At 73.9% G+C, this 24,018-nt stretch carries 23 protein-coding genes; 15 read left to right on the top strand and 8 right to left on the bottom strand.

Annotated features, from left to right (window positions below):
* Positions 1 to 60 precede the first annotated feature (60 nt).
* From ANAE109_RS19620 to ANAE109_RS19610, 3 genes are all read left to right on the top strand, one after another.
* The gene (locus tag ANAE109_RS19620; protein ID WP_012098634.1) at positions 61 to 1,878 is read left to right on the top strand and encodes a DUF294 nucleotidyltransferase-like domain-containing protein; all 1,818 of its coding nucleotides are present in this window, start codon (positions 61 to 63) and stop codon (positions 1,876 to 1,878) included.
* Positions 1,879 to 1,923: 45 nt separating this feature from the next.
* Positions 1,924 to 2,526, top strand: a complete 603-nt coding sequence (locus ANAE109_RS19615; protein WP_012098633.1) for a 3'-5' exonuclease — start codon at positions 1,924 to 1,926, stop codon at positions 2,524 to 2,526.
* Positions 2,527 to 2,623: 97 nt separating this feature from the next.
* The gene (locus ANAE109_RS19610; protein ID WP_012098632.1) at positions 2,624 to 3,256 is read left to right on the top strand and encodes a BON domain-containing protein; all 633 of its coding nucleotides are present in this window, start codon (positions 2,624 to 2,626) and stop codon (positions 3,254 to 3,256) included.
* A 65-nt stretch (positions 3,257 to 3,321) separates the two neighbouring features.
* On the opposite strand, the gene ANAE109_RS19605 is transcribed toward ANAE109_RS19610, so the two are convergent.
* Complete coding sequence (locus ANAE109_RS19605) at positions 3,322 to 3,753, bottom strand: hypothetical protein (RefSeq protein ID WP_012098631.1); 432 nt, start codon at positions 3,751 to 3,753, stop codon at positions 3,322 to 3,324.
* A 193-nt stretch (positions 3,754 to 3,946) separates the two neighbouring features.
* Positions 3,947 to 5,161 carry an MFS transporter gene (locus ANAE109_RS19600; RefSeq protein ID WP_012098630.1) on the bottom strand — a complete coding sequence of 405 codons (1,215 nt, stop codon included), beginning with the start codon at positions 5,159 to 5,161 and terminating at the stop codon, positions 3,947 to 3,949.
* A 20-nt stretch (positions 5,162 to 5,181) separates the two neighbouring features.
* Here ANAE109_RS19600 and ANAE109_RS19595 point away from each other — a divergent pair, with 20 nt between their 5' ends.
* A complete protein-coding gene (locus ANAE109_RS19595; protein WP_049768646.1) occupies positions 5,182 to 5,628 on the top strand; it encodes a GAF domain-containing protein in 447 nt (148 codons plus the stop codon).
* A gap of 8 nt (positions 5,629 to 5,636) precedes the next feature.
* On the top strand, positions 5,637 to 6,671 hold the full coding sequence (locus ANAE109_RS19590; protein ID WP_012098628.1) for a sugar phosphate nucleotidyltransferase: 1,035 nt from the start codon (positions 5,637 to 5,639) through the stop codon (positions 6,669 to 6,671).
* A 131-nt stretch (positions 6,672 to 6,802) separates the two neighbouring features.
* Here ANAE109_RS19590 and ANAE109_RS19585 read toward each other — a convergent pair whose 3' ends face one another.
* Both ANAE109_RS19585 and ANAE109_RS19580 read right to left on the bottom strand, forming a co-directional pair.
* The gene (locus ANAE109_RS19585; protein ID WP_012098627.1) at positions 6,803 to 7,573 is read right to left on the bottom strand and encodes a Stp1/IreP family PP2C-type Ser/Thr phosphatase; all 771 of its coding nucleotides are present in this window, start codon (positions 7,571 to 7,573) and stop codon (positions 6,803 to 6,805) included.
* A 24-nt stretch (positions 7,574 to 7,597) separates the two neighbouring features.
* Positions 7,598 to 8,539, bottom strand: coding sequence for a diacylglycerol kinase family protein (locus ANAE109_RS19580; RefSeq protein WP_041448530.1), 942 nt, complete (start codon positions 8,537 to 8,539; stop codon positions 7,598 to 7,600).
* On the opposite strand from ANAE109_RS19580, the gene ANAE109_RS19575 reads away from it, so the two are divergent.
* From ANAE109_RS19575 to ANAE109_RS19555, 5 genes are all read left to right on the top strand, one after another.
* Complete coding sequence (locus ANAE109_RS19575) at positions 8,538 to 9,026, top strand: tRNA (cytidine(34)-2'-O)-methyltransferase (RefSeq protein ID WP_049768750.1); 489 nt, start codon at positions 8,538 to 8,540, stop codon at positions 9,024 to 9,026. The genes ANAE109_RS19580 and ANAE109_RS19575 overlap by 2 nt on opposite strands.
* Before the next feature lie 25 nt (positions 9,027 to 9,051).
* Positions 9,052 to 10,734 (top strand): DUF4388 domain-containing protein, encoded by a 1,683-nt coding sequence (locus tag ANAE109_RS19570; RefSeq protein WP_012098625.1) that lies wholly within the window; start codon positions 9,052 to 9,054, stop codon positions 10,732 to 10,734.
* A gap of 104 nt (positions 10,735 to 10,838) precedes the next feature.
* Positions 10,839 to 13,046 carry a response regulator gene (locus ANAE109_RS19565; protein ID WP_012098624.1) on the top strand — a complete coding sequence of 736 codons (2,208 nt, stop codon included), beginning with the start codon at positions 10,839 to 10,841 and terminating at the stop codon, positions 13,044 to 13,046.
* Positions 13,047 to 13,131: 85 nt separating this feature from the next.
* Complete coding sequence (gene tsaD, locus ANAE109_RS19560; protein WP_012098623.1) at positions 13,132 to 14,133, top strand: tRNA (adenosine(37)-N6)-threonylcarbamoyltransferase complex transferase subunit TsaD; 1,002 nt, start codon at positions 13,132 to 13,134, stop codon at positions 14,131 to 14,133.
* A complete protein-coding gene (locus tag ANAE109_RS19555) occupies positions 14,130 to 15,200 on the top strand; it encodes an rRNA adenine dimethyltransferase family protein (RefSeq protein ID WP_012098622.1) in 1,071 nt (356 codons plus the stop codon). The genes tsaD and ANAE109_RS19555 overlap by 4 nt, the downstream gene beginning before the upstream one ends.
* A 415-nt stretch (positions 15,201 to 15,615) precedes the next feature.
* Here the strand turns inward: ANAE109_RS19555 and ANAE109_RS19550 are convergent, their stop codons facing one another.
* Complete coding sequence (locus ANAE109_RS19550; protein ID WP_012098621.1) at positions 15,616 to 15,882, bottom strand: hypothetical protein; 267 nt, start codon at positions 15,880 to 15,882, stop codon at positions 15,616 to 15,618.
* A 215-nt stretch (positions 15,883 to 16,097) separates the two neighbouring features.
* Between ANAE109_RS19550 and ANAE109_RS19545 the strand changes: the two genes are divergently transcribed.
* The 5 genes from ANAE109_RS19545 to ANAE109_RS19525 all read left to right on the top strand — a co-directional run bounded on the left by ANAE109_RS19545 (position 16,098) and on the right by ANAE109_RS19525 (position 20,174).
* A complete protein-coding gene (locus tag ANAE109_RS19545; RefSeq protein WP_012098620.1) occupies positions 16,098 to 16,745 on the top strand; it encodes a deoxynucleoside kinase in 648 nt (215 codons plus the stop codon).
* Between the two features lie 65 nt (positions 16,746 to 16,810).
* On the top strand, positions 16,811 to 17,728 hold the full coding sequence (gene panB / locus ANAE109_RS19540; protein ID WP_012098619.1) for a 3-methyl-2-oxobutanoate hydroxymethyltransferase: 918 nt from the start codon (positions 16,811 to 16,813) through the stop codon (positions 17,726 to 17,728).
* A gap of 39 nt (positions 17,729 to 17,767) precedes the next feature.
* The gene (gene panC, locus ANAE109_RS19535; RefSeq protein ID WP_012098618.1) at positions 17,768 to 18,637 is read left to right on the top strand and encodes a pantoate--beta-alanine ligase; all 870 of its coding nucleotides are present in this window, start codon (positions 17,768 to 17,770) and stop codon (positions 18,635 to 18,637) included.
* Positions 18,634 to 19,131 (top strand): SsrA-binding protein SmpB, encoded by a 498-nt coding sequence (gene smpB, locus ANAE109_RS19530; protein ID WP_012098617.1) that lies wholly within the window; start codon positions 18,634 to 18,636, stop codon positions 19,129 to 19,131. Before panC ends, smpB begins: the two co-directional genes overlap by 4 nt.
* Before the next feature lie 137 nt (positions 19,132 to 19,268).
* A complete protein-coding gene (locus ANAE109_RS19525) occupies positions 19,269 to 20,174 on the top strand; it encodes an HD domain-containing phosphohydrolase (RefSeq protein ID WP_012098616.1) in 906 nt (301 codons plus the stop codon).
* Positions 20,175 to 20,756: 582 nt separating this feature from the next.
* Here ANAE109_RS19525 and ANAE109_RS19520 read toward each other — a convergent pair.
* The 3 genes from ANAE109_RS19520 to ANAE109_RS19510 all read right to left on the bottom strand — a co-directional run bounded on the left by ANAE109_RS19520 (position 20,757) and on the right by ANAE109_RS19510 (position 23,799).
* Entirely contained in the window at positions 20,757 to 21,086 is a 330-nt protein-coding gene (locus ANAE109_RS19520; protein ID WP_012098615.1) for a DUF971 domain-containing protein, read from the bottom strand.
* Positions 21,087 to 21,120: 34 nt separating this feature from the next.
* Positions 21,121 to 21,879, bottom strand: a complete 759-nt coding sequence (locus ANAE109_RS19515) for an NRDE family protein (protein WP_012098614.1) — start codon at positions 21,877 to 21,879, stop codon at positions 21,121 to 21,123.
* 132 nt (positions 21,880 to 22,011) lie between these two features.
* On the bottom strand, positions 22,012 to 23,799 hold the full coding sequence (locus tag ANAE109_RS19510; RefSeq protein WP_012098613.1) for a phosphoenolpyruvate carboxykinase (GTP): 1,788 nt from the start codon (positions 23,797 to 23,799) through the stop codon (positions 22,012 to 22,014).
* Positions 23,800 to 24,018 lie beyond the last annotated feature (219 nt).

Genomic DNA, 24,018 nt, shown 5'->3' with positions numbered 1-24,018 from the left:
GCGGCGCGCCGCCCGGGCGCCGCCGTCGCCAGGTCCGGAGTGATTCCGAGCGAGGTCCCCGTGGCCGAACCGACGACGACCGTGGATCCGGTGGCGTACCTCCGCGCGACCGCGCCCTTCGCGACGCTCCGCCGCGAGCTCTTCGACGAGGCGGTGCGGGACGTCGAGGTCGTGTTCGAGCCGGCCGGGAAGCAGCTCGTCCGCGTCGGCGGAGCGCCCCTCGAGCACCTGTGGGTCATCCGCAAGGGCGCCGTGCGGCTGGAGCGCGACGGCCAGACGCTCCAGCTCCTCGAGGAGGGCGAGACGTTCGGCTACACCTCGCTCGTCTCGGGCGAGGCGACGCTGGACGTGGTCGTGGAGGAGGACCTCGTGGCGTACCGGCTGCCCGGCGCCGCCTTCCGCGCGCTGCTCGGCGACGCCAGCTTCGCGGGCCACTTCGCCGCCGGGCTCGCGGAGCGGCTGCGGGCGAGCCTGGAGCAGTCGCCGGTCGCGACCTTCCGCGCGGACGTCTCGGGGGCGGTGGAGCAGCTCGTGAAGCGCCCGCCGGTCTGGGTGGAGGAGACGTCCACCGTGCGGGACGCCGCGCGGATCATGCGCGAGGCGTCGATCTCGTCGGTGCTGGTGCGCGGCGCGCCGGCCGGCATCGTGACGGATCGCGACTTCCGCAACCGCGTGCTCGCCGACGATCTCGGGCCCGAGACGTCGCTCACGCGCATCGTCTCGCGTCCGCTGCGCACCGTCACGGTGGGCACCCCCATCTACGAGGCCTGGCGCACGCTGCTCGACGCCGGCGTGCACCACCTCCCGGTGGTGCGCGGGGACGAGATCGTCGGCGTGGTGACGGCGGGAGACCTCCTGAAGCACAGCGCGTCCGGCCCGGTCGCGGTGCTCCGGAGCGTCGAGCGGCTCCCCTCGCGCGAGAGCCTCCCCGGCTACGCCCGCAAGGTCGCGGAGATGACCGCCGTCCTCCTGGCCGGCGGCCTCGAGGCGTCCACCATCTCCGGGTTCGTGGCGCGCCTCAACGACGCGCTCGTGCACCGCATCCTCCGCTGGGCCGAGGCGGACCTGGGGGCCGCCCCCGCGCCGTGGGCCTGGATCGCGTTCGGGTCGGAGGGGCGGATGGAGCAGACCCTGCTCACCGACCAGGACAACGCGCTCGTGTACGCCGACGAGGGGGAGGCCGCTCGCGAGTGGTACGCGGCGCTCGCCGCGCGCGTGAACGAGGATCTCGTCGCCGCCGGGTTCCCGGAGTGCCCCGGCGGCTACATGGCGAAGCGCTGGCACGGGCCGCTCTCCGAGTGGACGCGCCGCTTCCGCGGCTGGATCGACGCCCCGGCGCCCCAGGCGCTGCTGGAGGCGTCCATCTTCTTCGACTTCCGCCGGGTGGCCGGCACGCTCGGGCTCGACCCCCTCGACGCGGCGCTCACGGAGGCGGCGGGGCGCCCCGTCTTCCTGCGCTTCCTCGCCAAGGCCGCGCTCGACTTCCGCCCCCCGCCGCTCCTGCTGCTCCGGCTCAAGGGCACCTCGTCCGTGGTGGACCTGAAGGCCCACGGGATCTCGCCCATCGTCTTCCTCGCGCGCTGCTACGGCCTCGAGGCCGGCTTGCGCGCGCGCGGGACGCTGGAGCGGATCGACGGCGCCCAGCGCGCCGGCAAGGTGGACGAGGAGGTCGCCACGCGGGTCGCGGAGGCCTACCGCTACCTCATCGGCCTGCGCCTCCGGCTGCAGCTCCGCCGCATCGCCGCGGGCGACCCGGTGACGAACCAGGTCGCGCTCGCCGAGCTCACGCCGCTCGAGCGCACCCGCCTCAAGGACGCGCTCCGGGCCGTGAAGAGCTGGCAGGACGCGGGGGCGTTCCACTTCAAGACGGAATTCTGATGGGCCACGAGCCCGACCGGGCGCGACGCCGGTAGGATTGTCAGCGTGCTCTTCTCCTCGCCGGCCTGGGACTCCGTCGTCTACTGGGCGCTCGATCTCGAGACCGGCGGGCTCGACGCGCGTCGCGATCCGATCATCGCGATCGGCATGCTCCCCATCCGCCACGGGACGCTGCGCCTCGGCGAAGCCTACTACTCGCTCGTGCGCCCCCCGCCCGGACGCATCATCGATCCGGACTCGGTGCGCGCGCACCAGCTCGTGGCGGGCGAGCTGCGCGAGGCGCCCGCCATCGGGGAGGTGCTCCGCGAGGTCGATCGACGGCTCCGCGAAGGCGTGCTGCTCGTCCACCACCGCGCCCTCGACGTGGCGTTCCTGAAGGACGCTTATCGCCGGTGCGGGATGCGCTGGCCGGCCCCGCGCGTCGTGGACACGGTGGACCTCCTCATCCGCGCGAAGCGCCGCTCCCCCTTCAAGGATCCGCACCTCCCCCCGGTGCTGCCGGTCCTGAACCTCACTCGCGCGCGCCGCGAGTACGGCCTCCCCGACTACCAGGCCCACGACGCGCTCTCCGACGCCATCGCCGCGGCGGAGCTGTTCCTCGTGCTGCGCAGCGTCGTCGGCGCGCGGCGTCTGCGCGAGCTCCGCTGAGCGAACGCGCGTCCGCCCCCTGCTCCGCCTCCTCCCCGGCCCGCTTCCCCTCGCGCCCGCCCGGGACGAATCTTTGGATGAACCGCGAGGAGGGGCGATGGGACGGTACGGGAGAGAGGACGAGGGGTGGGGCGAGGGTCGTGAGCGCGGGTGGAGGAGCGGGCGCGAGGGGTGGCGCCTGGAGGACGAGCGGTACCTGGAGGACGAGCGGTACCGGCGCGTGTGGGGGGATCCGACGGGCGCTCGCGAGCGACCGGCGTCCGAGGAGCGGCGCGAGGTGATGGAAGGCGGCGATCTCGGCTGGCCGGGCGGCGTGCGAGGATCCGAGGGAGGCTCCGGCTACGGGCGCGGGCTGTTCGGCACGGCGTACGGCCTGTACGCAGGGAGGCCGGAGCACGAGTCGCACCCGCGGTGGGGCCGCGCCCCGGAGCGCGAGCGGATGGAGCGAGCGGGGGAGCCGCGGCACCGCCGTGGGCCGAAGGGCTATCGCCGCTCGGACGAGCGGATCCTCGACGACATCGTCGAGCGGCTGATGTGGAGCGGCATCGACGCCGCCGACGTCGAGATCAGGGTCGAGCAAGGGAAGGTCACGCTGACCGGCACCGTCGCGGAGCGCCGCGACAAGCGGCGCATCGAGGATGCGTGCGAGGACGTGCTCGGCGTGGACGACGTGGAGAACCACCTCCGCGTCTCGCGCAGGGAGCTCGAGGAGGGGAGGGGGATCCACTGAGCGACGGAGCTGCGCCGGCCCGGCCCAGCGGGCCGGACCGGCGCACGCTCACGCCGAGCGGGCGCTCACTTCGCGACGGCGTCGACGATCCGGCGCACGTCCGCCGCGAGCGCGTCCGATGGCGTCACGAGGACGCTCTTCCCGGCGATGTCCGCCTGGTAGCGCTCCTCGTTCATGTGCGCGCTGTACACGTCGCGGAGCTGGTCCGACAGGATCTGGACGTTGGCCGCGGAGAGTCCGCGCTCCTGCATGAGCGTCTTCATGCTCTGCTCGCGGCCGTCGGCGAGCCAGGCCACGCCGAAGCTGCCAGGCGGCTTGCCGATGAAGACGTAGGTGGCGTCTTGTGCCGGGACGAGCTCGATCCGGTCCTTCACCTTGCGGACGAACGACTCGAGCTCGAGCTGCCGCTGCGCGATGCGGCGCCCCGCGACGCTGTCGCGGTCGAGCGCGGGATGCGTGTCCTTCTTCTCTCCGAAGACGCTGCTCAGGAAACCCATCGTCGCCTCCTGGGCGGGACGGGACTCCGGTGGGTGTTCAGAGGAGGAGCCGGATGCTGCGGTGTGTCAGATGTGTCACGTGTGACCGGCGCCCCAGGCCCGACCGCGGTCCGCGAGAACCCGCCATCGCATGGGATGGTGGCCCGACCATCCCGATCGCCTGCGAGCGGCCACTTGGCCGTCACACCCTTGATTAGTCATTCTGCCGCACAGGGGAGGCGCCCGTCCTCTGGCCCGATCGGGGCTCGCTCCGTTCGGGTCTACGTCCGAGAAACGACAGCGCAAACACGAGCGCCACGACCTCCAGGCCTCCCGCCCAGGCGAAGAGCGGGGCCGCCGAGCGGTAGTGATCGTAGCCGGCGCCGGAGAGCTGGTAGCCGAGCGCGTTGCCGGCGCCGAACACCGTCGCGGCAAAGAGCGCCTGGCCGGTGGCGCGGAGCCGTCCCGGCACGAACGCGGCCATCGCGTCCATGGCGGTGCCCCAGAACAGCCCGAAGGTGAGCCCGTGCAGGAGCTGGAGGGCGACGATCGCGCCCGCCGCCTCCGCGCGCGAGACGAGCACCCACCGCACCGCGCTGCCGAGGAACGCGACCGAGAGGAGGCGGCGGAGCGAGAGGCCGCGCGCGAGCCGCGGGAAGAGGAGCAGCGCGCCGATCTCGGCCGCGACGCCCGCGCCCATGCCGAGGCCGGTGACGTCGGAGGGCAGGCCGCGGTCGCGCACGAGCACGCCGAAGAAGAGGTGGTAGGGCGCGCACGCCGCCCAGTGCAGGGCGCAGGCGCCGAGGAAGAGCAGCAGCCGCGGCTCGCGGGCGAGCTGCCCGAGGTCGCGGAGACCGGGCCGGGCGCCGGGGTGGGCTGGCGCGGCGGGGATGGTGCGCGCGACGAGGGCGTAGCCCGCGACGCCGAGCGCGACGGTGGCGGGGACGAGCACGTCGCCCGGGCGCTCGCCCCGGGCGGCGAGCGCGCTGCCGACGGCGAGCGCGATCGCGACGAAGCCGAGCGAGCCGAACAGCCGCAGCCCGGTGTAGGACGTCCCCGGGCGCGCGCGCGACCACTCCAGCGAGACGGAGTCCACGAGCGGTACGACCGCGCGCTCGCCGAGCGCCTGAAGGAGCAGGACGGCGCCGATCGCGAGCGGCGAGCGCACGAACGGGAGCAGCGCGGCGGCGGAGACCGCCACGAGCGCGGCGCGGCGCAGGGCGCGGGCCGGCGAGCCGGTGCGATCGGCCCAGCTGGCCCAGGAGATGGCGACGGCGGGGGCGGCCAGCGACGGCAGCATCTGGACGGTCCCGATCTGCTCGCCCGTGTAGCCGAGGCCGCGCAGGTACGCGGCGAAGTACGGCAGGTTCGTGCCGACCGTGCCGTAATAGAGGAAGTAGAAGAGGCGAAGGCGCGCCGCGGGGACCATCTGTTATGTTCGGCTTTACCATGGACTCCCAGCGCGCAGGCGCGCTCGAGGCGCTCCGCGCCGCCGCGCACCGCCCCTACCGCGAGGCGCTCGCCGAGGCGGCGGCCATCCTGCAGCGGCTCCCGCGGTACACCGGCGTCTACCTCTACGTGCTCCGCGGCGACGTGCTCGAGCTCGACGCGTTCGCCGGCCGGGAGACGCCGCACGTACGCATCCCGGTGGGCCAGGGGCTGTGCGGCCTCTCCGCGCGCACGCGGGAGGTGGTGCTGGTGGACGACGTCGCCGCGGATCCGCGCTACCTCGCCTGCAACCTGGAGACGCGCTCCGAGATCGTCTTCCCCATCCTCCGCGGCGAGCGCTACCTCGCGCAGATCGACGTCGACTCGGACCACCCGGCCGCCTTCCGGACCGGGGACCGCGCGTTCCTCGCCGAGGCCGCGGCGATCCTCGAGCCGGTCTTCCCCTGAGGGACGCGATGGGTGAGGTCGTCGGGATGGTGCTCTGCGCCGGGCTGGGCACCCGGCTCCGGCCGCTGACCGAGCGGGTGGCGAAGCCGGCGGTGCCGGTCTGCGGGGTGCCGCTCGTGCGCTTCTCGCTCGCGCTGCTCGCCGGCGCGGGGGTGCGCCGCGCCGTGGTGAACGTCCATCACCTGCCGGACGGGATGGCCGCCACGGCGCAGGACGCCGCGCGCGCGCTCGGGATCGCGCTCGCCGTCTCGCGCGAGCCCGTCATCGCTGGGACCGGGGGTGCGCTGCGGGAGGCGCGGCCGCACCTCGCGGGCGCGGATGGCGTCGTGCTCGTGAACGGCGACGTCCTGTTCGACGTGGATCTCGCCGCGGCCGTCGCGGAGCACCTCGCCTCCGGCGCGCTCGCCACGATGGTGCTCCTGCCCATGCCCGCCGGCGCGCGGTACGCGACGGTCGAGACGGACGCAGGCGGGGCCGTGCGCCGCATCGCGGGTGCGTACGGGCCGGGCGGCGAAGGGCTCTCGCCGTGGCACTTCTCGGGCGTGCACGTCCTGTCGCCGGCGCTGCTCGATCGCGTCGCCGGCGCGCCGTTCGAGCGCGACATCAACCGGCACGTGTACCCGCCGCTCATGGCGTCGGGCGCGGTGCGCGGCCGCGTCGTCGAGGGGTACTGGAACGATCTCGGCACGCCCGCGCGCTACCTCGAGGCGACGGCGGACGTGCTCGCCGGGCGCGTCCCGCTCGCGCGCTTCGGGGGCGCCGACCCGTTCGCGGGCACCCGCGAGATCGCGCCGGGCGTGAGGGCGGCGGCGACGGCGCGGCTGGACGCTGCCGCGCGAGTCACCGGACCGGCCCTCGTCTGCGCCGGCGCGGACGTCGGCCCGGGCGCGGTGGTCGGTCCGGGGACCGTGCTCGGCGAGCGGTCGCGCGTCGGGGCAGGCGCGCTGGTCCGCGAGGCGATCTTGTGGGAAGGGACGGCGGTCGCCGCGGGAGAGCAGGTGGTGCGGGTGATCGCGGCGGGGAGTGAGCGGGTGAGGGGTTAGGCGGCGCAGGATCCCGACCCGGCACCTGTGGTCGAGGTTCACCGCGGCCGGCCGTAGCGCCTCCGCACAGCGGAGCCGCGGAGTCGAGGGACCTCGACCTCGACCCCCGACCCCGAGGCACGCGTCGGAATCTACCGGGCCACGCCCACCAGCACGCAGGTGACGTTGTCCACCCCTCCCGCCTGGTTGGCCGCCTCGACGAGCGTCTGGGCGGCCCGCTTCAGATCGCCGTGGCTCGCCCGGATGATGTCCCCGAGGTGCGCGTCGGGGACCATCCCGGACAGCCCGTCGGAGCAGAGCAGCACGACGTCCCCGTCGCGGAGCTCCTCCTTCACGAGGTCCACCTCGACGGCCGGCTTCATCCCGAGCGCGCGCACGATGACGTTCTTGTGCGGGAAGGCCTCGGCCTCCTCGGGCGTGAGGCGGCGCGTGCGCAGGTAGTCGTTGAGGAGCGAGTGGTCCTCGGTGAGCTGCCGCACCTGTCCGGCGCGGTACAGGTACGCGCGGCTGTCGCCCACGTGGCCGACGAGGAGCGTCTCTGCGCTCTTCGGGAAGCTCGCCGCGACGAACGTCGTGCCCATGCCGTGCAGCTTCGCGTCGGTCTGCGCGCGCTCGTGGATCCGGACGTTCGCGAGCTTCACCGCCGTGAGCAGCCGGTTCTCGTCGTAGCTCAGGGCCGGGTCGAGCTTGTACGGCCAGGTCGCCTCCTCGTCGCGACCGGTGAGGCGGAAGAACTCTGCCATCTCCTCGACGGCGAGGCGCGCCGCGACCTCACCGGAGGCGTGGCCGCCCATCCCGTCGGCCACGCAGTAGAGCTGCTCCTCGGGCAGGAGCAGGTAGGCGTCCTCGTTGTGGGCCCGCTTCCGTCCGACGTCCGTGATGCCCGCGTGGCTGAGCCGCATGGTCGAGGTCTCCGGCGAAGGGTATCACGGCAGGACGAGGGCGACGCCCGGTCCCGTCGTCACGCGCAAGGACGTCCGGGCGGCGTAGAGGTCGCCGTCGATCGTGAAGCGGATCCCGTCCCCCTCCGCGACGAGCTCGCGGGCGACCTCGTCCTGGGCGAGCGCCCGGCGCCAGGGGGCGCCGCGCCGGATGCGGGGCAGGGCGAGCGCGAGCGGGAGCAGGCTGGCCGTCACGCCGACGGCGTGGAAGGAGCCGGGCTGCTCGTCGCAGCGCGCGAACGCCTTGAACCCGAAGCCGATGTCGGGCGTCGCGCCCGCGAGGAGCGCGAGGTACGGCACGTCCGGCCACTCGTCGCCGTCCGTGGTCACGCGCAGCCGCTGCCGCCGCATGAGCGCCTCGGCGAACGACCCGCGCCGCAGCGCCGAGCCGATGGCGCGGAGGACGAGCGCCGCGGCGGTCGCGGGCGAGGTGCGGCCGGTGGCGTAGTACGCCTCCAGGAACGAGACGACCGCCCCGGTGCCGAAGATGAAGCCGTAGCCGGGCGGGCCGCCGTCGGCGGAGACGGCGAGGAGGTCGCGCTCGACGGTCCGCAGCGGCTCGCCGCGCCGCCGGCGCTGGAGCACCTCGCGCAGGAGCCGCTCCGGACGCCCGCGGATCCCGTGCCCGTGGGAGACGGTGTTCATGGAGCCGCCGCGCAGGAGCAGCAGGCGCGGGAGAGGCGCCGTCCCGTAGGCGCGGACGAACGCGGTGAGCACGACGTGCGCCGTCCCGTCGCCCCCGTTCACGCCGAGGACGTCGATCTCCGCCGCGCGCAGGCGCGCGACGGCGCGGGCCAGCTCGGCGGGGGTCGAGGCGTCGATCACCTCGCCGTCGTCGCCCAGGAGCGCGCGGAGCCGGCCGGCGATGCGAGGATCGCGCCGGTTGCGCCGCGACCGCGGGTTGTTCACGATCCCGATGCCGCCCATGCCGACCCTGCCCTCCGTCGATCCGCCCTTCCAGGTCGTCCTCGTCTCGCCGCAGATCCCTCCCAACACCGGCAACGTCGCGCGGACCTGCGCCGTGACGGGCACGGCGCTCCACCTCGTCGGGCCGCTCGGCTTCTCCCTCGACGAGAAGCGGCTGCGGCGGGCCGGGCTCGACTACTGGCCGGAGGTCGCTCCGGCCCTCTACCGGGACTGGGCCGACTTTGAAGCGCGTGCGCTCCGGGGTCAAATCGAAAAGCTGCACCTCTTCACGGCGCGCGCCGGACGGAGCCTGTTCGAGGCGCGGTTCGCTCCTGGTGACTTCCTCGTGTTCGGGCAGGAGCAGCTCGGGCTGCCACCCGCGCTGCTCGCCGCCTGGCCCGAACGCCGGGTGGGGATCCCCATGCGCGACGGGATGCGCAGCCTCAACCTGGCGGTCGCCGCCGGGGTGGCGCTGTACTCGGCGCTGGCGTCGGTTCGCGGCGGCTGACCCGAGCGTGTAAGATCCCCGGCTCATGAGCCTGCTCGACGCGCCCGGCGACCTCGCCCGGACGCCGCTCGCCGCCGTCGTGCTCGAGGCGCGCGAGCGGCGCGCGAACGGCGTGCTCGAGATCGCGCACGGCGGCGGCACCTCGCGGCTGTGGTTCCGCGACGGCGCCCCGGTCGGCGCCCAGGTGTTCGTCGGGTTCCGTCCGCTCGGGCACATGCTGCTCCAGGCCGGCGTCATCGACATCGACGCCCTCTCCCTCAGCCTCGTGCGGATGGCGGAGACGCGGCGGCCCCACGGCGAGATCCTCGTCGAGATGGGCGCGGCCTCACGGGTACAGGTGGAGCGCGCGCTGGAGGAGCAGCAGGCGGGCTACGTCGCCCAGCTCGCCGCGCTGGCCGCCGGGCCCTTCGCGTTCGAGGCGAGCGTGGAGGTGCCGGAGTGGACGCGGGCCGGGCTGCTCTCGCCGCTGCGCGTCCTCGCCGACGCGCTCTCGGCGCCCGCCGCCGCCGACCTCGTCGGCGTGACGCTCCGGCCGCTCGCGGAAGGCGCCGTCAGGCTCGTGGGCGCGTACGCGGAGTCGGAGCCCGAGCTCGCCCGGGGTCTCGGGGCGACGGAGCGCATGCTCGTGGCGCGGCTCGCGGCGCCGCTCTCGCTCGACGCGTTCCTCGGCGCGGCCGGGGTGCCGCGAGACCGCGCCATGGCCCTGCTCGCGGCGCTGCTCCTCCTCGAGCTGGCCGTGCCCGCCACGTCGGCGGGAGCGCGGGAGACGATCGATCTGGCAGCAGGGGGCGCCCCGGAGCACGGGGCGGCAGGGTCGGAGCCGGCGCCGCGCGACGGCGAAGGCGGGGCGCGGGCCGGCGTCGAGCGCCGGACGGACTCCGGCGAGGCGCGCGCCCGGCGGCAGCGCCTCTTGCTGCGGGCGATGCGCAACATGGGCGTCGGGCCGTTCGGCGCGCGGCCCCCGGGCGCGGGCCCGGCCGTCACCGCCACCGCCGGCGGCGGGCCAGCCGCCGCGGCCGGCTCCTCGGGCGCACCCGGCGACGCCGCGCTGCGCGAGGCGCTCCTCGCGGTGGCGCCGCGCGCGCGGGAGAAGGACCTCTTCGCCCGCCTCGGCCTGGCCGACGGCGCGGGGCGAGAAGAGGTGAAGCGGGCGTTCCTCGCGCTCGCGCGCCAGTTCCACCCCGACCGCTTCGTCAGCCCGGAGACGGCCGACCTGGCGGACACCGTGCGCGAGCTCTTCATCGCGGTGAACGAGGCCTACGAGGTGCTCTCCGACGACCGCAAGCGCGCCGCCTGGCTCGCCGAGCGGTCCGGGGCGGCGACGGGGCGGACCGCGGTCGCGCGGGCGGACTTCGAGAAGGGCGAGGCTTGCCTGCGCACGCGGGACCTCCCGCGGGCCCGCGCGTTCTACGAGGCGGCCGTCCGGGTCGATCCGCGCCCCGAGTACCAGGCCGCCCTCGCCTTCGCCTGCCTCTCCGATCCGCGGGCGCGCGATCGCGACCGCGCCCGGCGGCTCCTCGCGGAGGCGACGCGGGATCCGGCCTGCGATCGCGCGCTCTACGTGGCCGGGCTCCTCGCCAGGGACGACGGCGACGACGACGCCGCCGAGCGGCTCCTGCGGGCGGCCGTGGCCGTGAACCCGCGCCACGTGGACGCCGTGCGTGAGCTGCGCGCCATCGACTCGCGCCGGTCGGCGCGGCGCGGCTGAGCTCGGGCGCCAGGGCGCGGGCGGGCAGCCGCCGCCTTGACGGGCGCTTCGATCCGGGGCGAGATCAGCCGACGGCGCCGCCGGCGGCGCGGAAAGGCCACAGCTTGGCGAAGCAGCACCTGCTCCTCGTCGACGGAGACCCGAAGTCACTGCGGGTGATGGAGGTCTCCCTCAAGAAGGCGGGCTTCTCCGTGACCACCGCGGTGAACGGCCGCGACGCGCTGGAGAAGTGCGCCATCTCCCCGCCGGATCTCATCCTGTCCGACACGAAGATGCCGGAGATGGACGGGTTCGAGCTCTGCCGGCGGCTGAAGGAGGACGACCGGCACCGCGGGACCCCGTTCATCTTCCTGACCGGGCAGAAGTCGGTCGAGTTCAAGGTGAAGGGCCTCGAGTTGGGCGTCGAGGACTACCTGACGAAGCCCATCTACATCAAGGAGATCGTCACCCGCGTGAAGATCCTCCTCGAGAAGCGCGAGAAGGAGCGCCTCGAGAAGAAGGATCTCAGGGCGAGCTTCGCGGGCAGCCTCTCGGACATGGGCGTCGTGGACCTCGTCCAGACGCTGGAGATGGGGAAGAAGTCGGGCGCGCTGCACGTCCGCAGCAAGCGGGGCGCGCTCGCGATCTGCTACTTCCGCGACGGCCGGATCGTCGACTGCGAGCTCGGCGGGAAGCTCTCCGGCGAGAACGCGTTCTACCGGCTCCTCAACTGGCAGGATGGGGAGTTCGCGATCGAGTTCAAGCCGATCGATCGTGAGGAGCGGATCCCCGTCTCCACGCAGGGCCTGCTGATGGAGGGGATGCGGCGCATCGACGAGTGGGGTCGCATCGTCGAGCAGCTGCCGGCCCTCGACAAGGTGTTCGAGATCGACGACGCGCTCCTCGCGGACCGCCTCGCGGAGATCCCGGACGACGTGAACACGCTGCTCCGGCTGTTCGACGGGCGGCGGACGCTCGAGCAGGTCGTGGAGGAGGCGGACTACGACGATCTCGCCGCGGCCGGCGTGATCTCCAAGCTCTTCTTCGAGGGGATCCTCCGCGAGGTGCAGGCGCCTCCGCCTCCGGCCGCGACCCCGCCGGAGCCCACGTCTTCGCCGCCGCCCGACGCGCTCCGGCCAGCGGAGCCGCCGGAGCCGGAGGCGGAGCCGGCCGCGGAGCCGGCGTCGCCCGCGCCATCCGCCGCCGATGCCCAGGGGGTGGACTGGTTCGCCGGCCCCGTCGCGGCGACCCCTCGTCGCGTGCAGCCGGAGCTGCCGGCTCACGAGCCAGCCGCGGCGCCGCCCGCGCCGGAGGCGGAGCGCCCCACTGCGCTGGACCGTCCGGCGCCGACCCCGCCGCCGGCGCACGTCTTCCAGCACGGGAGGTACTCGATCCCCGTCCCGCCTCCCGGGACGCTGCCCTTGCCTCCTTCGCTCTCGACGCCCTCGACGCCGCGCGGCGCGCCGCAGCCGAGCGCTGCGGCGACGGCTTCCTACTCCGCTCCCGCCCCGCCGGTCGATCCGCTGCGCGCCGCCGTCCGGAATGCCCCCACGCGTCCGCCGTCCCGTCGCTCGGCCACGCCGATCGTGCTCGCGGCGCTCGGCGTGGTGGCGATCGCCGGCGGAGCGTTCGTGATGATGAGGGGAGGAGAGGGGACCGAGACCCCGACCCCCGCCGGATCTCCTGTGGCCGGTCATCCCGAGCGCCGCGTCTCCGCGACAGCGGAGACGCGCAGTAGAGAGACCGCGACGCCGACCGGATCTCCTGTGGCCGGTCATCCCGAGCGTAGCGTCTCCGCGACAGCGGAGACGCGCAGTAGAGAGACCGCGACCCCGACCGGATCTCCTGTGGCCGGTCATCCCGAGCGCAGCGTCTCCGCGACATCGGAGACGCGCAGTCGAGGGACCCCGACCGTGGACCAAGCGGCCGCTCACCCCGAGCCGACCGCGGCGGAGCAGAGTCGAGGGCCGACCGAGGCCGACTACCGCCGCGTCCTGGCCGCCGCGGAGCGCAAGTACGACGCCGGGCGGTTCGTCGATGCGGTCGCGGATTACCGTCGCGCGGTGGCGCTGCGCTCGACCGGGCCGGCGAACGTCGGCCTGGCCCGGGCCCTGTACGACGCGAACCGCTCGGCGGAAGCCCTCCGCGCGCTCGAGGAGGCCATCGCGGTGGACGGACGGTACGCGCCCGCCTGGCTGCTCCTCGGGGAGGTGAAGCAGGCGGAGGGGAAGATCCCGCAGGCGCGCGCCGCCTACCAGCGCTTCCTCCAGCTCGCGCCCAACGGCGAGCAGGCGCGCGCGGTGCGCGAGATCCTCGCGAAGCAGCTCAGGTAGCGCAATAGGGCGACCCGCTCGCCCCCGGGGCGCGTCCGGGTTAGGTTCCCGGCCGCATGAATCACCTGGAAACCAGGATCTCCGGATGAGGATCCTCGCGATCGAGACCTCCTGCGACGAGACCGCGGCCGCCATCGTCGAGGACGGGCGGCGGGCGCTCGCGGACGTGATCTCCACGCAGATCGACATCCACCGCCGGTGGGGCGGGGTGGTGCCCGAGCTCGCGAGCAGGAACCACGTCGTCCAGGTGATGCCGGTGGTGGACGAGGCGCTCTCCCGGGCCGGCGTCGGTCCGGACGGCCTCGACGCCATCGCGGTCACGAGCGGCCCCGGCCTGGTGGGCGCGCTCCTCGTCGGCGTCCAGGCCGCCAAGGCGCTCGCGCTCGCGTGGCAGAAGCCGCTCGTGCGCGTCAACCACCTCGAGGGCCACCTCGTGGCCGCCTTCCTCTCCGAGACCGCCCCGGCCTTCCCGTACCTCGGGCTCGTGGTCTCCGGTGGCCACACCTCGCTCTACGCGGCGCACGGGTTCGGCGACTACCGGCTGCTCGGCCAGACCCGCGACGACGCCGCGGGCGAGGCGTTCGACAAGGGCGCGAAGCTGCTCGGGCTGCCGTACCCCGGAGGCGTGGCCATCGACCGGCTGGCGAAGGAGGGCGACGCGCGCGCCATCCGCTTCCCGAAGGCGATCGTGAAGGGCGCGGACCTCGACTTCAGCTTCTCCGGCCTGAAGACGGCGCTGCTCCACCACGTGAAGAAGCACGGCCTGCCCGAGGGCAAGGGGCTCGCCGATCTGTGCGCGAGCTACCAGGAGGCGATCGTCCGCGCTCTGGTCGAGAAGGCGTTCCGCGCCGCGCGCCGCCTGCAGTACGACAGGCTCGTGCTCTCGGGCGGCGTCGCCGCGAACAGCCGGCTGCGCGGCGCGGTGGCCGAGCGCGCGCGGGAGTACGAGGGGATGGAGGTGTTCCTGCCCGCCCCCAGGCTCTGCACGGACAACGCGGCGATGATCGCAGTCGCCGGCACGCACGCGTTCCTCCGCGGCGAGCGCGCGGGCGCCGACCTCAACGCGGATCCGGCCTGGCGCCTGTGACGAGCCCCTCTCCCTCCGCCCCGCGCCGGCACCCGAGCCCCCGCGCGCTGCTCGACAAGTACGGCCTCCGGGCGAAGAAGAGCTGGGGCCAGAACTTCCTCGGCGACGAGGCGATCCTGGACGACATCGCCCGCCTCGCCGCGCCGCGGCCTGGCGACCCGGTGGTCGAGCTCGGCGCCGGGCTGGGCCACCTCACCGCGCGGCTGCTCGCGCGCGGCGCCGAGGTGATCGCCGTCGAGCGCGACCGCGACATGGTCCGCGTGCTGCGCGGCGAGCTCGGCGACCGGCTGCGGCTCCTCGAGGCGGACGCGGCGCGGCTCGACTACGGGGAGGTCGCGCGGATGTTCGAGTCGACTGCGACCCCGACCCCGACCGCGACCGCGACCGCGACCCCGACCCCGACCCCGACCCCGACCGCGACCTCGACCTCGACCTCGACCCCGACCCCGACCCCGACCCCGACCGCGACCCCGACCCCGACCCCGACCTCGACCTCGACCTCGACCTCGACCCCGACCCCGACCCCGACCCCGACCCCAACTCGGACCCCGACCCCGACCCCTCGTATCGCCGTCGTCGGCAACCTGCCCTACCACCTCACGAGCCCCATCCTGTTCTCGCTGCTCGACCAGCTCGAGCACGTCTCGCGCGCGGTCTTCCTCCTCCAGCGCGAGGTGGCGGAGCGGCTCGCGGCGCCGCCGGGAAGCCGCGACTGGGGCGTCGCCTCCGTGCTGCTGCAGCGCGAGGCGGACGTCTCCGTCGAGCGGATCGTCCCCTCCGGCGCCTTCGTGCCGCCGCCGAACGTGGACAGCGCCGTGCTGTGCGCGATCTTCCGTCCGCCCGGCGAGGGGCTCGCCGTCGCGGATCCGGGGCGCTTCCGCCGGCTCGTGAAGGCCGGCTTCGCCCAGCGGCGCAAGACGCTCGGGAACGCGCTGCGCGCTGGGAAGGTCGTGCCGGAGGAGGCGCTCTCTCGCGCGCTCCAGGCCGCCGGGCTCGACCCCGGCCGCCGCGGCGAGACCCTCACCGTCGAGGAGTGGGCCGCCCTGGACCGCGCGCTGGGGACCTGATCGCCTGGCCGCTCGAGTCGAGCCGCGCACCGCTCGCCCTTCGACAGGCTCAGGGCGAGCGGATCGGACTCCCGGAGCACCACCGTTTCGTGAGGCACACGAGACGGGAGCCGACGCTCGTCATCCGCAGGCGTACGAGACCGTCCCTCGACTCCGGTTCCCGCGCTACGCGCAGGAACGTACGCTCGGGATGAACGGGCCCGCTCGTCATCCGCAGGCGAACGAGACCGGAGCCGAGGCGGGCACCCGCAGCGAGGAGTGCCGAGCCGTACTGCCTCCGTACGGCGCAGGCGCGACGAGCGAGGACGCCCGCCGCAGGCCCGGTATCGTTCGCCGTAATTCACGGGCGCCCACCCGCTATCTCCGCCCGCCCACGACCATCAGTCGGGAGGGCGCCCGTGAAACTCGAGGCCCCCTAGGAGCCGAAGGTCGTGCGTGCGGTGGCGAGGAGCAGGCTCATCCCCCGGGCGCCGTTCTCGCCGAGGTAGCGCCGGAAGGCGACCGGGTCGAGCCGCATCGAGCGGATGGTGCTCGCCACGATCGCGTCGTAGCTCGGCGCGTTCGGCTTCTTGAGCTCGAGCGCGATCTTGAGGATGGCCCGGTGGAAGGCCGGGTCGACCGGGTCCTCGACCGTCTCGTTCACCGTCACGGTGCGGTCCCGCGTCGCGACTCGGTTGGCCATCTCGCGCTGCCTCCGGTTCTCGTCTGCACGCACTGCGAAAGCGTCATGACGATACGTGGCGTGACATGCGCTGTCAATGGGAACCCTGATCGGAGGATCACGGGATCCACGATCGTTTTGTCACGGTACCACTCGAGGACCCCTTTCAGTCCCGAGGCATCCCGCCGCCTTGCGAGGCGCGCCCCACGCGTGGCAAGCTGCCACGCTTCCCGGACATGGAGCGGCCCAGGTACATCGCGGTCGAGGGACCGATCGGCGTCGGCAAGACGGCGCTCGCGCAGGCGCTCGCGGAGCGGCTCGGCGCCCGCCTCGTCCTCGAGCACGCGGAGGAGAACCCGTTCCTCGCGAGCTTCTACGGCGACCGCCGCAAGCACGCCTTCCAGGCGCAGCTCTTCTTCCTGCTGTCGCGCTTCCAGCAGCAGCAGGCGCTCTTCCAGCAGGACCTGTTCACCCAGTCCACCATCGCCGACTACCTGTTCGCGAAGGACCGCATCTTCGCGGCGCTCACGCTGTCGGCGGACGAGCTCGCCCTGTACGACCGGGTCTACGAGCTGCTCGGCCCGCGCACCGTGAAGCCCGATCTGGTCGTGTACCTGCAGGCGCGTGCCGACGTGCTCCTCTCGCGCGTCCGCCGCCGCGGCCGGGACTTCGAGCGCTCCGTGGACGCCGACTACCTCGCGACGCTCGCGAAGTCCTACAACGACTTCTTCTTCCACTACGACGAGACCCCGCTCCTCGTCGTGAACACGAGCGACATCGACCCCGAGCAGAACCCTGAGGACCTCGAGACGCTCCTCGCGGTGATCCGTCGGCACCGCAAGGGCACCCAGCATTACGTGCCGATGGCCACCCGGACGTATTAAGGATGGCGTAATCTCGCGAAAGGGCAGGACCCCGCCTACGGGGCCTACACCGGAGGAAGCGAGCCATGTCGAGCCAGACCGCGCCGCGCAGGCGCGTCACGATCCACGAGCTGCGCAGGATGAAGGACGCCGGCGAGAAGATCGCCGTCGTCACGGCCTACGACGCGACCGCCGCCCGCCTCGCCGACGCCGCGGGCGTCGACGTGGTGCTCGTCGGCGACTCGCTCGGCATGGTGGTGCAGGGGCACGAGTCCACCCTGCCCGTCACGCTGGAGCACATGATCTACCACTCGGCCGCCGTGCGGCGCGGGCTCGCGCGCTCCTCGGGCCGCGCCCACCTCGTGGGCGACATGCCGTTCGGCAGCTACCAGGCGAGCGCGGACGAGGCGGTGAAGTCCGCGATGCGCCTCGTGGCCGAGGGCGGCGTCGAGTCGGTGAAGCTCGAGGGCGGCGCGGAGTTCGTCGAGGTCATCCGCCGCATCGCGCGCGCCGGCGTGCCGGTGATGGGCCACATCGGCCTCACCCCGCAGGCGGTGCACCGCATGGGCGGCTACGTCGTGCAGGGGAAGGACTCCGAGAAGGCGCAGCAGCTCCTGCGCGACGCGCGCGCGCTCGAGCTCGCGGGGTGCTACGCCATCGTGCTCGAGTGCATCCCCGCGGAGCTCGCACGGATCATCTCGAGCCAGCTGCGCATCCCCACCATCGGCATCGGCGCGGGCCTGCACTGCGACGGGCAGGTGCTCGTGCTGAACGACCTCCTCGGCATGGACGACGCGTTCACGCCCAAGTTCGTGAAGCGCTTCGGCGAGATCGGGCAGGCGATCTCCACCGCGGTGGGCGCGTACGTGGGCGAGGTGAAGCGCCGCGTCTTCCCGGACGACGCCCACAGCTTCCACTCCTCCACCGTGCGCCTCGTGCCGGCCGCCCCCGTCGACGAGGACGACGGCGAGCCGTCGGGCGGCGTCATGGGCGCGCCGGTCTAAGCGAGCTGCGCCGGCGCCGGCGCGACCGCTCCTCCCGAGATGAACGCACCCGAGCTCATCACCGACCCCGCCGCCTGGCAGGCGCGCTGCTTCGCGGCGCGCGACGGCGGCGCCCGCCTCGCGCTCGTCCCGACGATGGGGTTCCTTCACGACGGGCACCTCTCGCTCCTGCGCGCGGCGCGCGCCCGCGCGGACGAGGGGGGACGGCGCGGCCTCGCCGTCGCCAGCATCTTCGTGAACCCGACGCAGTTCGGCGCGGGCGAGGACCTCTCCCGCTACCCGCGCGACCTCCAGGGCGACCTCGCGAAGTGCGCGGCCGCCGGCATCGACTGGGTCCTCGCGCCGGCCGACCCGAGGGCGGTGTTCCCGCCCGACTTCCAGACGTGGGTCACGGTCGAGGGGGTGTCGCAGGGGCTCTGCGGCGCGTCGAGGCCAGGGCACTTCCGTGGCGTCGCGACCGTCGTCGCGAAGCTGTTCAACCTCACCCGGCCGCACGTCGCGCTGTTCGGGGAGAAGGACTACCAGCAGCTGGCGGTGATCCGCGCGATGGTGCGCGACCTCGCCATGAACGTCGAGGTCGTGGGCATGCCCATCGTGCGCGAGCCGGACGGGCTCGCCCGCTCTTCCCGCAACGTCTACCTCTCGCCGGAGGAGCGCGGCCGCGCGCTCGCGCTCTCCCGCGCGCTCCGCGAGGCGGCCGAACTCGCCGGCGGGGGCGAGCGGGACGCGGCCTCGCTCCGCGCCCGCGCGCGCGCCCGCCTGGAGGACGCGGGGGCGCGGGTGGACTACGTCGAGATCGTGCACCCCGACTCGCTCGCCCCCGTGCCTCGGGCGGATCCCGGGTGCGTCATGCTCGTCGCCGCCCAGGTCGGCGCGACGCGCCTCATCGACAACCTCCGGCTGCCATGAGCGCCAAGGGAGCGGGGGGCGCGCGGGGGCGGGGCGCCGAGGGGGAGAAGATCGTCGCGACGAACCGCCGCGCCCGGTTCGACTTCACGATCGAGGATTCGTGGGAGGCGGGGCTCGTCCTCACGGGCAGCGAGGTGAAGTCGCTGCGGGAGGGGAACGTCAACCTGTCCGACGCTTACGCCCTGCCGAGAGGAGACGAGCTGTTCCTCGTGAACTGCCGGATCGGCGAGTACAAGCAGGCGGCCCACTTCGGGCACGAGCCGCTGCGCGACCGCAAGCTCCTCATGAACCGGCCCGAGCTCGACCGCGTGAAGGGAAAGATCGAGCAGCGAGGCTACACGCTCGTTCCGCTCAGGCTCTACTTCAAGCAGGGCTGGGCGAAGGTCGAGCTCGGGCTCGCGAAGGGGCGCTCGCACGAGGATCGGCGCCACGCCATCGCCGAGCGCGAGACGAAGCGCGAGATGGATCGCGAGATCTCGAGGCGCCGCCGCTGACGCCGAGGAGCGCGGGTCCCCCTCCAAGGCACGACCGCTCCCACGCCCCGCGGCTCCCTCCTGCGGGGTGCGCCGCGGCTCTGGTTGGGGCCCGTCCCCCGCGACGCGAGCCGCTCTGCTAGGTTGGATCGGGCGACATGTTCGATCGCCTCACGCTCACCGAGGACCTCCTGGATTGCCGCGGCGCGATCGTGGCGCGGCGCGGGACGGTGATCTCGCCGGAGGCGATCGCGGAGGTGGCGCAGGGCGCGCCGGGGGCCCACCGGCAGCGGCTGGCGGAGACCGCGCTGGAGCGCGACGTCCTCGCGCCGCTGACCGACGCGACGTACCGGCACCTCTTCCACGGGGACTCCGCGCGCGAGGCGGTCCAGCGCGTGATCGAGAGCGCCATGCTCCCGGACGTGCTCGTCGAGGAGCTGGTCCACGCCCGGCGCGAGCAGCCCGCCCTGCACGCCCACGCCTTCGCGACCGCCGCCGTGGCGGTGCGGATGCTGCTGCTGGTGGTCGGCCCCGCCCGCGGCCTCCCCGATCTCGCCGCGGCGGCGCTCCTGCACGATCTCGGCATGCGCCACCTGCCGAGGAAGCTCCGCGAGCCGCCCGAGCGCCTGCCGCGCGAGGACGCGCTTCGCATCGCGGCGCACCCGCTCACCGGCGCGTACCACCTCGCGCGCGTGCTCGGCGCCCACCCCGCCGTCGCAGCGGCGCGCAGCCATCACTGGCGGTGCGGTCAGGGCTACCCCGCGCTGGGCGCGCCGCCGTCACGGTCGATCGAGGTGGTGTCGGTCGCGAGCGCGTTCGCCGCCCTGACTCAGCCGCGCGCCTTCCGGTCCGCTGCCTACAGCGCGCGCGGCGCCGCGGACGTGCTCGTCGCGGACGCCGCCGCCGGCCACGCCGACACCACCACCGTCCGCCTGCTCGTGCACGCCCTGCGCGGCGGACGCGGCGATCCTCGCGCGGTGAAGTTCGGACACGGCCGCGAGGGGCACGCGCCCGAGGTGAACAGGTACGCGCCGGTGGAGGCGCCGCCTCGGGCGTACGTCTGATCTCACGGGGGACTGCGTCCCCCGCCCCAGCGGCGGAGCCGCTGGGGCCCCACCCCCTGCTCGGCGGGGCCCGTGAACCTGCGCGGCCGCTGACGCGGGTGCGCGCAGGTTCCCCGCCGGAGGGGCTCCGCCCCTCCCGCGCTTCGCGCGGGGCCCTCCCGCGACATGACCTAGAGTGATGGCTCGACTGCGTCCCCCGCCCCAGCGGCGGAGCCGCTGGGGCCCCACCCCCTGCTCGGCGGGGCCCGTGAACCTGCGCGCCCGCTGACGCGGGTGCGCGCAGGTTCCCCGCCGGAGGGGCTCCGCCCCTCCCGCGCTTCGCGCGGGGCCCTCCCGCGACATGACCTAGAGTGATGGCTCGACTGCGTCCCCCGCCCCAGCGGCGGAGCCGCTGGGGCCCCACCCCCTGCTCGGCGGGGCCCGTGAACCTGCGCGCCCGCTGACGCGGGTGCGCGCAGGTTCCCCGCCGGAGGGGCTCCGCCCCTCCCGCGCTTCGCGCGGGGCCCTCCCGCGACATGACCTAGAGTGATGGCTCGACTGCGTCCCCGCCCCAGCGGCGGAGCCGCTGGGGGCCACCCGCTGCTACAACCCCGACGCGCGGCGCAGCGTCTCCCAGGTGTAGAGCCCGGTGTCGTGACCGTCCGACCAGCGGATGCGGATCGCGTAGCTGCCGATGGCCTCGAGCTCGAGCGGGCGGATGTCGGCGGGGATGGTGGCGGGGTCCAGGATCTTCTTCCCCGTCCCCTCCTCGACGCACCCGGCGCACGGGCAGAAGTCGCGCAGGCGGAGGTGTGGCACGGTCACCTCGGGTCCGCCCGGCCAGAGGATGCGCACGCCGTCGTCGACGACGTCGATCGCCTCGGGCGGTTCCACTTCCTGCTTCTTGAAGGACATGCGGTCGAGGAGGCCCATGCGGCGCTTTACATGTCGCGCCGGGCCGGGCGCGTCAAGCGATGCGCGCGAGCTCGATCGCGAGCGCCGAGCGGTCCTCGAGCGGACCCAGGCAGGGGCGGACGTCGCTGATCCAGAGCTCGGAGGTGGAGAGATCTCCGGTCAGGCGCAGCACGCTGGAGGAGCGGGTGCCGTAGTCCGGGTCCATGTGGATGCAGGTGGCGCGCCGGTCGGGCGCGCCGCTCGGGCCCGCGGCGGGCGCGTGGATCGTGAGCACCTCACGCAGCCGCTCGACGGCCGGGTCGAGCGGCCAGCGCGTGCGGACGAGCTCCGCGCGCGGGCAGCGGCCGTCCCAGGCGTTCTCGGTCACGACGTGCAGTCCGCGACCGAGCGGCTCGAGGCCCGCCCGCTCGCCGTCGTACCACCACACGAACGCGGCGTCGCCGTCGGCGACCACGAGGTGGAACGGGTTCCAGGCGGCCGCCTCGAGCGCGGAGAGCGCGGCGCGCGCGGCCGCGGCGGAGCCCGCGGCGAGCGCCAGCGGAACGAGCTCGCCCCGGGAGCGGCGGTCGAGGTCGGGGTACCAGGCGACGGGCGCGTGGTAGTTGGTCAGGGCCGCGAAGACGCCGCGGCTCGACAGGCCGATCCAGGTGCCGCCGGCCAGCGCGTCCCGCGGGGCCGCGTACCGTCCGCCGTCGGGCAGCTGGCGCAGCCGCCAGGTGTCGGACGGACGGCCGAGCCGCTCGTCGCGGTTCGCGGCCACCACGAGCGGCCAGCGGCGGTCGGTCTGGTAGGCGAGGGCAAGGGTGCACATGCACCGAGTCTAACGGCCAGGGAGCGGGAGTGGCGGCTCGTGGCGCGACGGGACGGGACGCCGTCCCCGCTCCAGACGGCGCGGGCCCGACCGCCGAGCGGCCGGGCCCGCGGAGCCGGCGCCGGGTGGGCGCTACTTCACCTTGCGCGCCGCGCGGACGCGCTCGAGCAGGAGCTCGCGCTGGAGCGCGATGGGCCGGGGCAGCGTCTCGCCCAGCTTGTCGAACCACTCCGCCTGCGACTCGAGCTCCTGCTCCCACTCGCCCAGGTCGATGCGGGTGGCCGCGGAGACCGCCTCCGGCGTGGCGTCGATGCCGGAGAGGTCGAGGTCGCCGGCCTTGGGCGTGTTGCCGAGCAGCGTCTCCTGCGCCCCCACGCGGCCGGCGGCGCGATCGAGCATCCACTTCAGGACGCGCATGTTGTCGCCGTAGCCGGGCCAGAGGAACTTGCCGTCGTCGCTCTTCCGGAACCAGTTCACCATGTAGACCTTCGGCGGGTTCGGGATGCGCGACTGCATGTCGAGCCAGTGCTGGAAGTAGGTGCCCGCGTCGTAGCCGCAGAAGGGCAGCATCGCCATCGGGTCGCGGCGGACGATCCCGACCGCGCCGGTGGCGGCGGCCGTGGTCTCCGACCCCATGGTCGCGCCGAGGTAGACGCCGTGCGTCCAGTTGAAGGCCTCGAGCACGAGCGGCACGGTGGTGGAGCGGCGGCCGCCGAAGATCAGCGCCGAGATGGGCACGCCCTTCGGATCGTCGACGGAGGGCGAGAGCGCCGGGTTGTTCCTCGCCGGCGCCGTGAAGCGGCTGTTCGGGTGCGCCGCCTTCTCCTTCGAGCCCTTCTTCCAGGGCTGGCCCTTCCAGTCGATGAGCTCGGCGGGCGGCTCGCTGTCCCAGCCCTCCCACCAGATGTCGCCGTCCGCCGTGCGCGCGACGTTGGTGAACAGCGTGTCCTGGCGGACCGAGTCCATCGCGTTCGGGTTCGTCTTCCGGTTCGTGCCCGGCGCGACGCCGAAGTAGCCGTTCTCCGGGTTGACCGCCCAGAGGCGGCCGTCCTCGCCGACCCGCATCCAGGCGATGTCGTCGCCGACGGTGCGGATCTTCCAGCCCTTGAACGCGGCGGGCGGGATCATCATGGCGAAGTTGGTCTTGCCGCAGGCCGACGGGAACGCGGCGGCGACGTACTGCTTCTCACCCTGCGGGCTCTCCGCCTCGAGGATGAGCATGTGCTCGGCGAGCCAGCCCTCGTTCCTGGCGAGGTAGCTCGCGATGCGGAGCGCGAGACACTTCTTGCCGAGCAGCGCGTTGCCGCCGTAGCCCGAGCCGACAGACCAGATCGTGTTGTCCTGGGGGAAGTGGCAGATGAACCGCTTGTCGGGGTCGCTGTCGCGCACCGAGTGGAGGCCGCGGTTGAACTCGTTCGACTGGCCGAGGCGGTCGAGCGCGACCTTCCCCATGCGCGTCATGATCCCCATGTTCAGGGCGACGTAGACGGAGTCGGTGAGCTCGAAGCCGACCTTCGAGAAGGGCGACGCCGCGGGGCCCATGATGTACGGCACCACGTACATCGTTCGGCCCTTCATCGAGCCTTCGAACAGCTGGCCGAGCTTGTGGTAGGCCTCCTTCGGCGCCATCCAGTTGTTGGTGGGGCCGGCCTCCTCGCGCGTCGGCGTGCAGATGAACGTGAGGTGCTCGACGCGGGCCACGTCGTTCGGGTTCGAGTGGTGGTAGTAGCAGCCCGGCCACTTCTTCTGGTCGAGCGGGATCAGGACCTTCGCGGCGACCGCCTCCTCCGTGAGCCGCTTCTTCTCGGCCTCCGAGCCGTCGCACCAGTAGACGCGATCGGGCTTGCACAGCTTGGCCATCTCGTCGACCCAGCCGAGGAGATGAGGGTTCGTCGTGGGGCGATCGGAAGAGGTAGCCATCCCGTGGTTTCCTTTTTTGGTTTGGGCGGAAAAGGATTGGGTTCCGCCGAGTTCGACCTGCCCGGGGGCGGGCCAAGCTAGCGCACGGGCGGGGCCCCGTCGACCCCCGCGTGCGAGATTCGGGTCCTTTAATGTCGACCAGACGGCCTGCCGGGTAAACCCCGCCTGGCGTGGTCGGATGGGCCGTCGACGGGTTCCGCCGCGCCCCTGCGCCGCGTA

The sequence above is a fragment of the Anaeromyxobacter sp. Fw109-5 genome, assembly GCF_000017505.1.
Lineage (GTDB): Bacteria > Myxococcota > Myxococcia > Myxococcales > Anaeromyxobacteraceae > Anaeromyxobacter.
Note: the sequence above shows the minus strand (reverse complement) of the source record. Positions and strands in the feature narration are given on the sequence as shown.

Bases quoted from the DNA above. Each gene is read 5' to 3' on its own strand.
- ANAE109_RS19610 (WP_012098632.1), top strand. From the start codon at position 2,624: ATGGGACGGTACGGGAGAGAGGACGAGGGGTGGGGCGAGGGTCGTGAG.
- ANAE109_RS19605 (WP_012098631.1), bottom strand. From the start codon at position 3,753: ATGGGTTTCCTGAGCAGCGTCTTCGGAGAGAAGAAGGACACGCATCCC.
- ANAE109_RS19600 (WP_012098630.1), bottom strand. From the start codon at position 5,161: ATGGTCCCCGCGGCGCGCCTTCGCCTCTTCTACTTCCTCTATTACGGC.
- ANAE109_RS19595 (WP_049768646.1), top strand. From the start codon at position 5,182: ATGGACTCCCAGCGCGCAGGCGCGCTCGAGGCGCTCCGCGCCGCCGCG.
- ANAE109_RS19590 (WP_012098628.1), top strand. From the start codon at position 5,637: ATGGGTGAGGTCGTCGGGATGGTGCTCTGCGCCGGGCTGGGCACCCGG.
- ANAE109_RS19585 (WP_012098627.1), bottom strand. From the start codon at position 7,573: ATGCGGCTCAGCCACGCGGGCATCACGGACGTCGGACGGAAGCGGGCC.
- ANAE109_RS19575 (WP_049768750.1), top strand. From the start codon at position 8,538: ATGCCGACCCTGCCCTCCGTCGATCCGCCCTTCCAGGTCGTCCTCGTC.
- ANAE109_RS19580 (WP_041448530.1), bottom strand. From the start codon at position 8,539: ATGGGCGGCATCGGGATCGTGAACAACCCGCGGTCGCGGCGCAACCGG.
- ANAE109_RS19570 (WP_012098625.1), top strand. From the start codon at position 9,052: ATGAGCCTGCTCGACGCGCCCGGCGACCTCGCCCGGACGCCGCTCGCC.
- tsaD (WP_012098623.1), top strand. From the start codon at position 13,132: ATGAGGATCCTCGCGATCGAGACCTCCTGCGACGAGACCGCGGCCGCC.
- ANAE109_RS19550 (WP_012098621.1), bottom strand. From the start codon at position 15,882: ATGGCCAACCGAGTCGCGACGCGGGACCGCACCGTGACGGTGAACGAG.
- ANAE109_RS19545 (WP_012098620.1), top strand. From the start codon at position 16,098: ATGGAGCGGCCCAGGTACATCGCGGTCGAGGGACCGATCGGCGTCGGC.
- panB (WP_012098619.1), top strand. From the start codon at position 16,811: ATGTCGAGCCAGACCGCGCCGCGCAGGCGCGTCACGATCCACGAGCTG.
- panC (WP_012098618.1), top strand. From the start codon at position 17,768: ATGAACGCACCCGAGCTCATCACCGACCCCGCCGCCTGGCAGGCGCGC.
- smpB (WP_012098617.1), top strand. From the start codon at position 18,634: ATGAGCGCCAAGGGAGCGGGGGGCGCGCGGGGGCGGGGCGCCGAGGGG.
- ANAE109_RS19525 (WP_012098616.1), top strand. From the start codon at position 19,269: ATGTTCGATCGCCTCACGCTCACCGAGGACCTCCTGGATTGCCGCGGC.
- ANAE109_RS19520 (WP_012098615.1), bottom strand. From the start codon at position 21,086: ATGGGCCTCCTCGACCGCATGTCCTTCAAGAAGCAGGAAGTGGAACCG.
- ANAE109_RS19515 (WP_012098614.1), bottom strand. From the start codon at position 21,879: ATGTGCACCCTTGCCCTCGCCTACCAGACCGACCGCCGCTGGCCGCTC.
- ANAE109_RS19510 (WP_012098613.1), bottom strand. From the start codon at position 23,799: ATGGCTACCTCTTCCGATCGCCCCACGACGAACCCTCATCTCCTCGGC.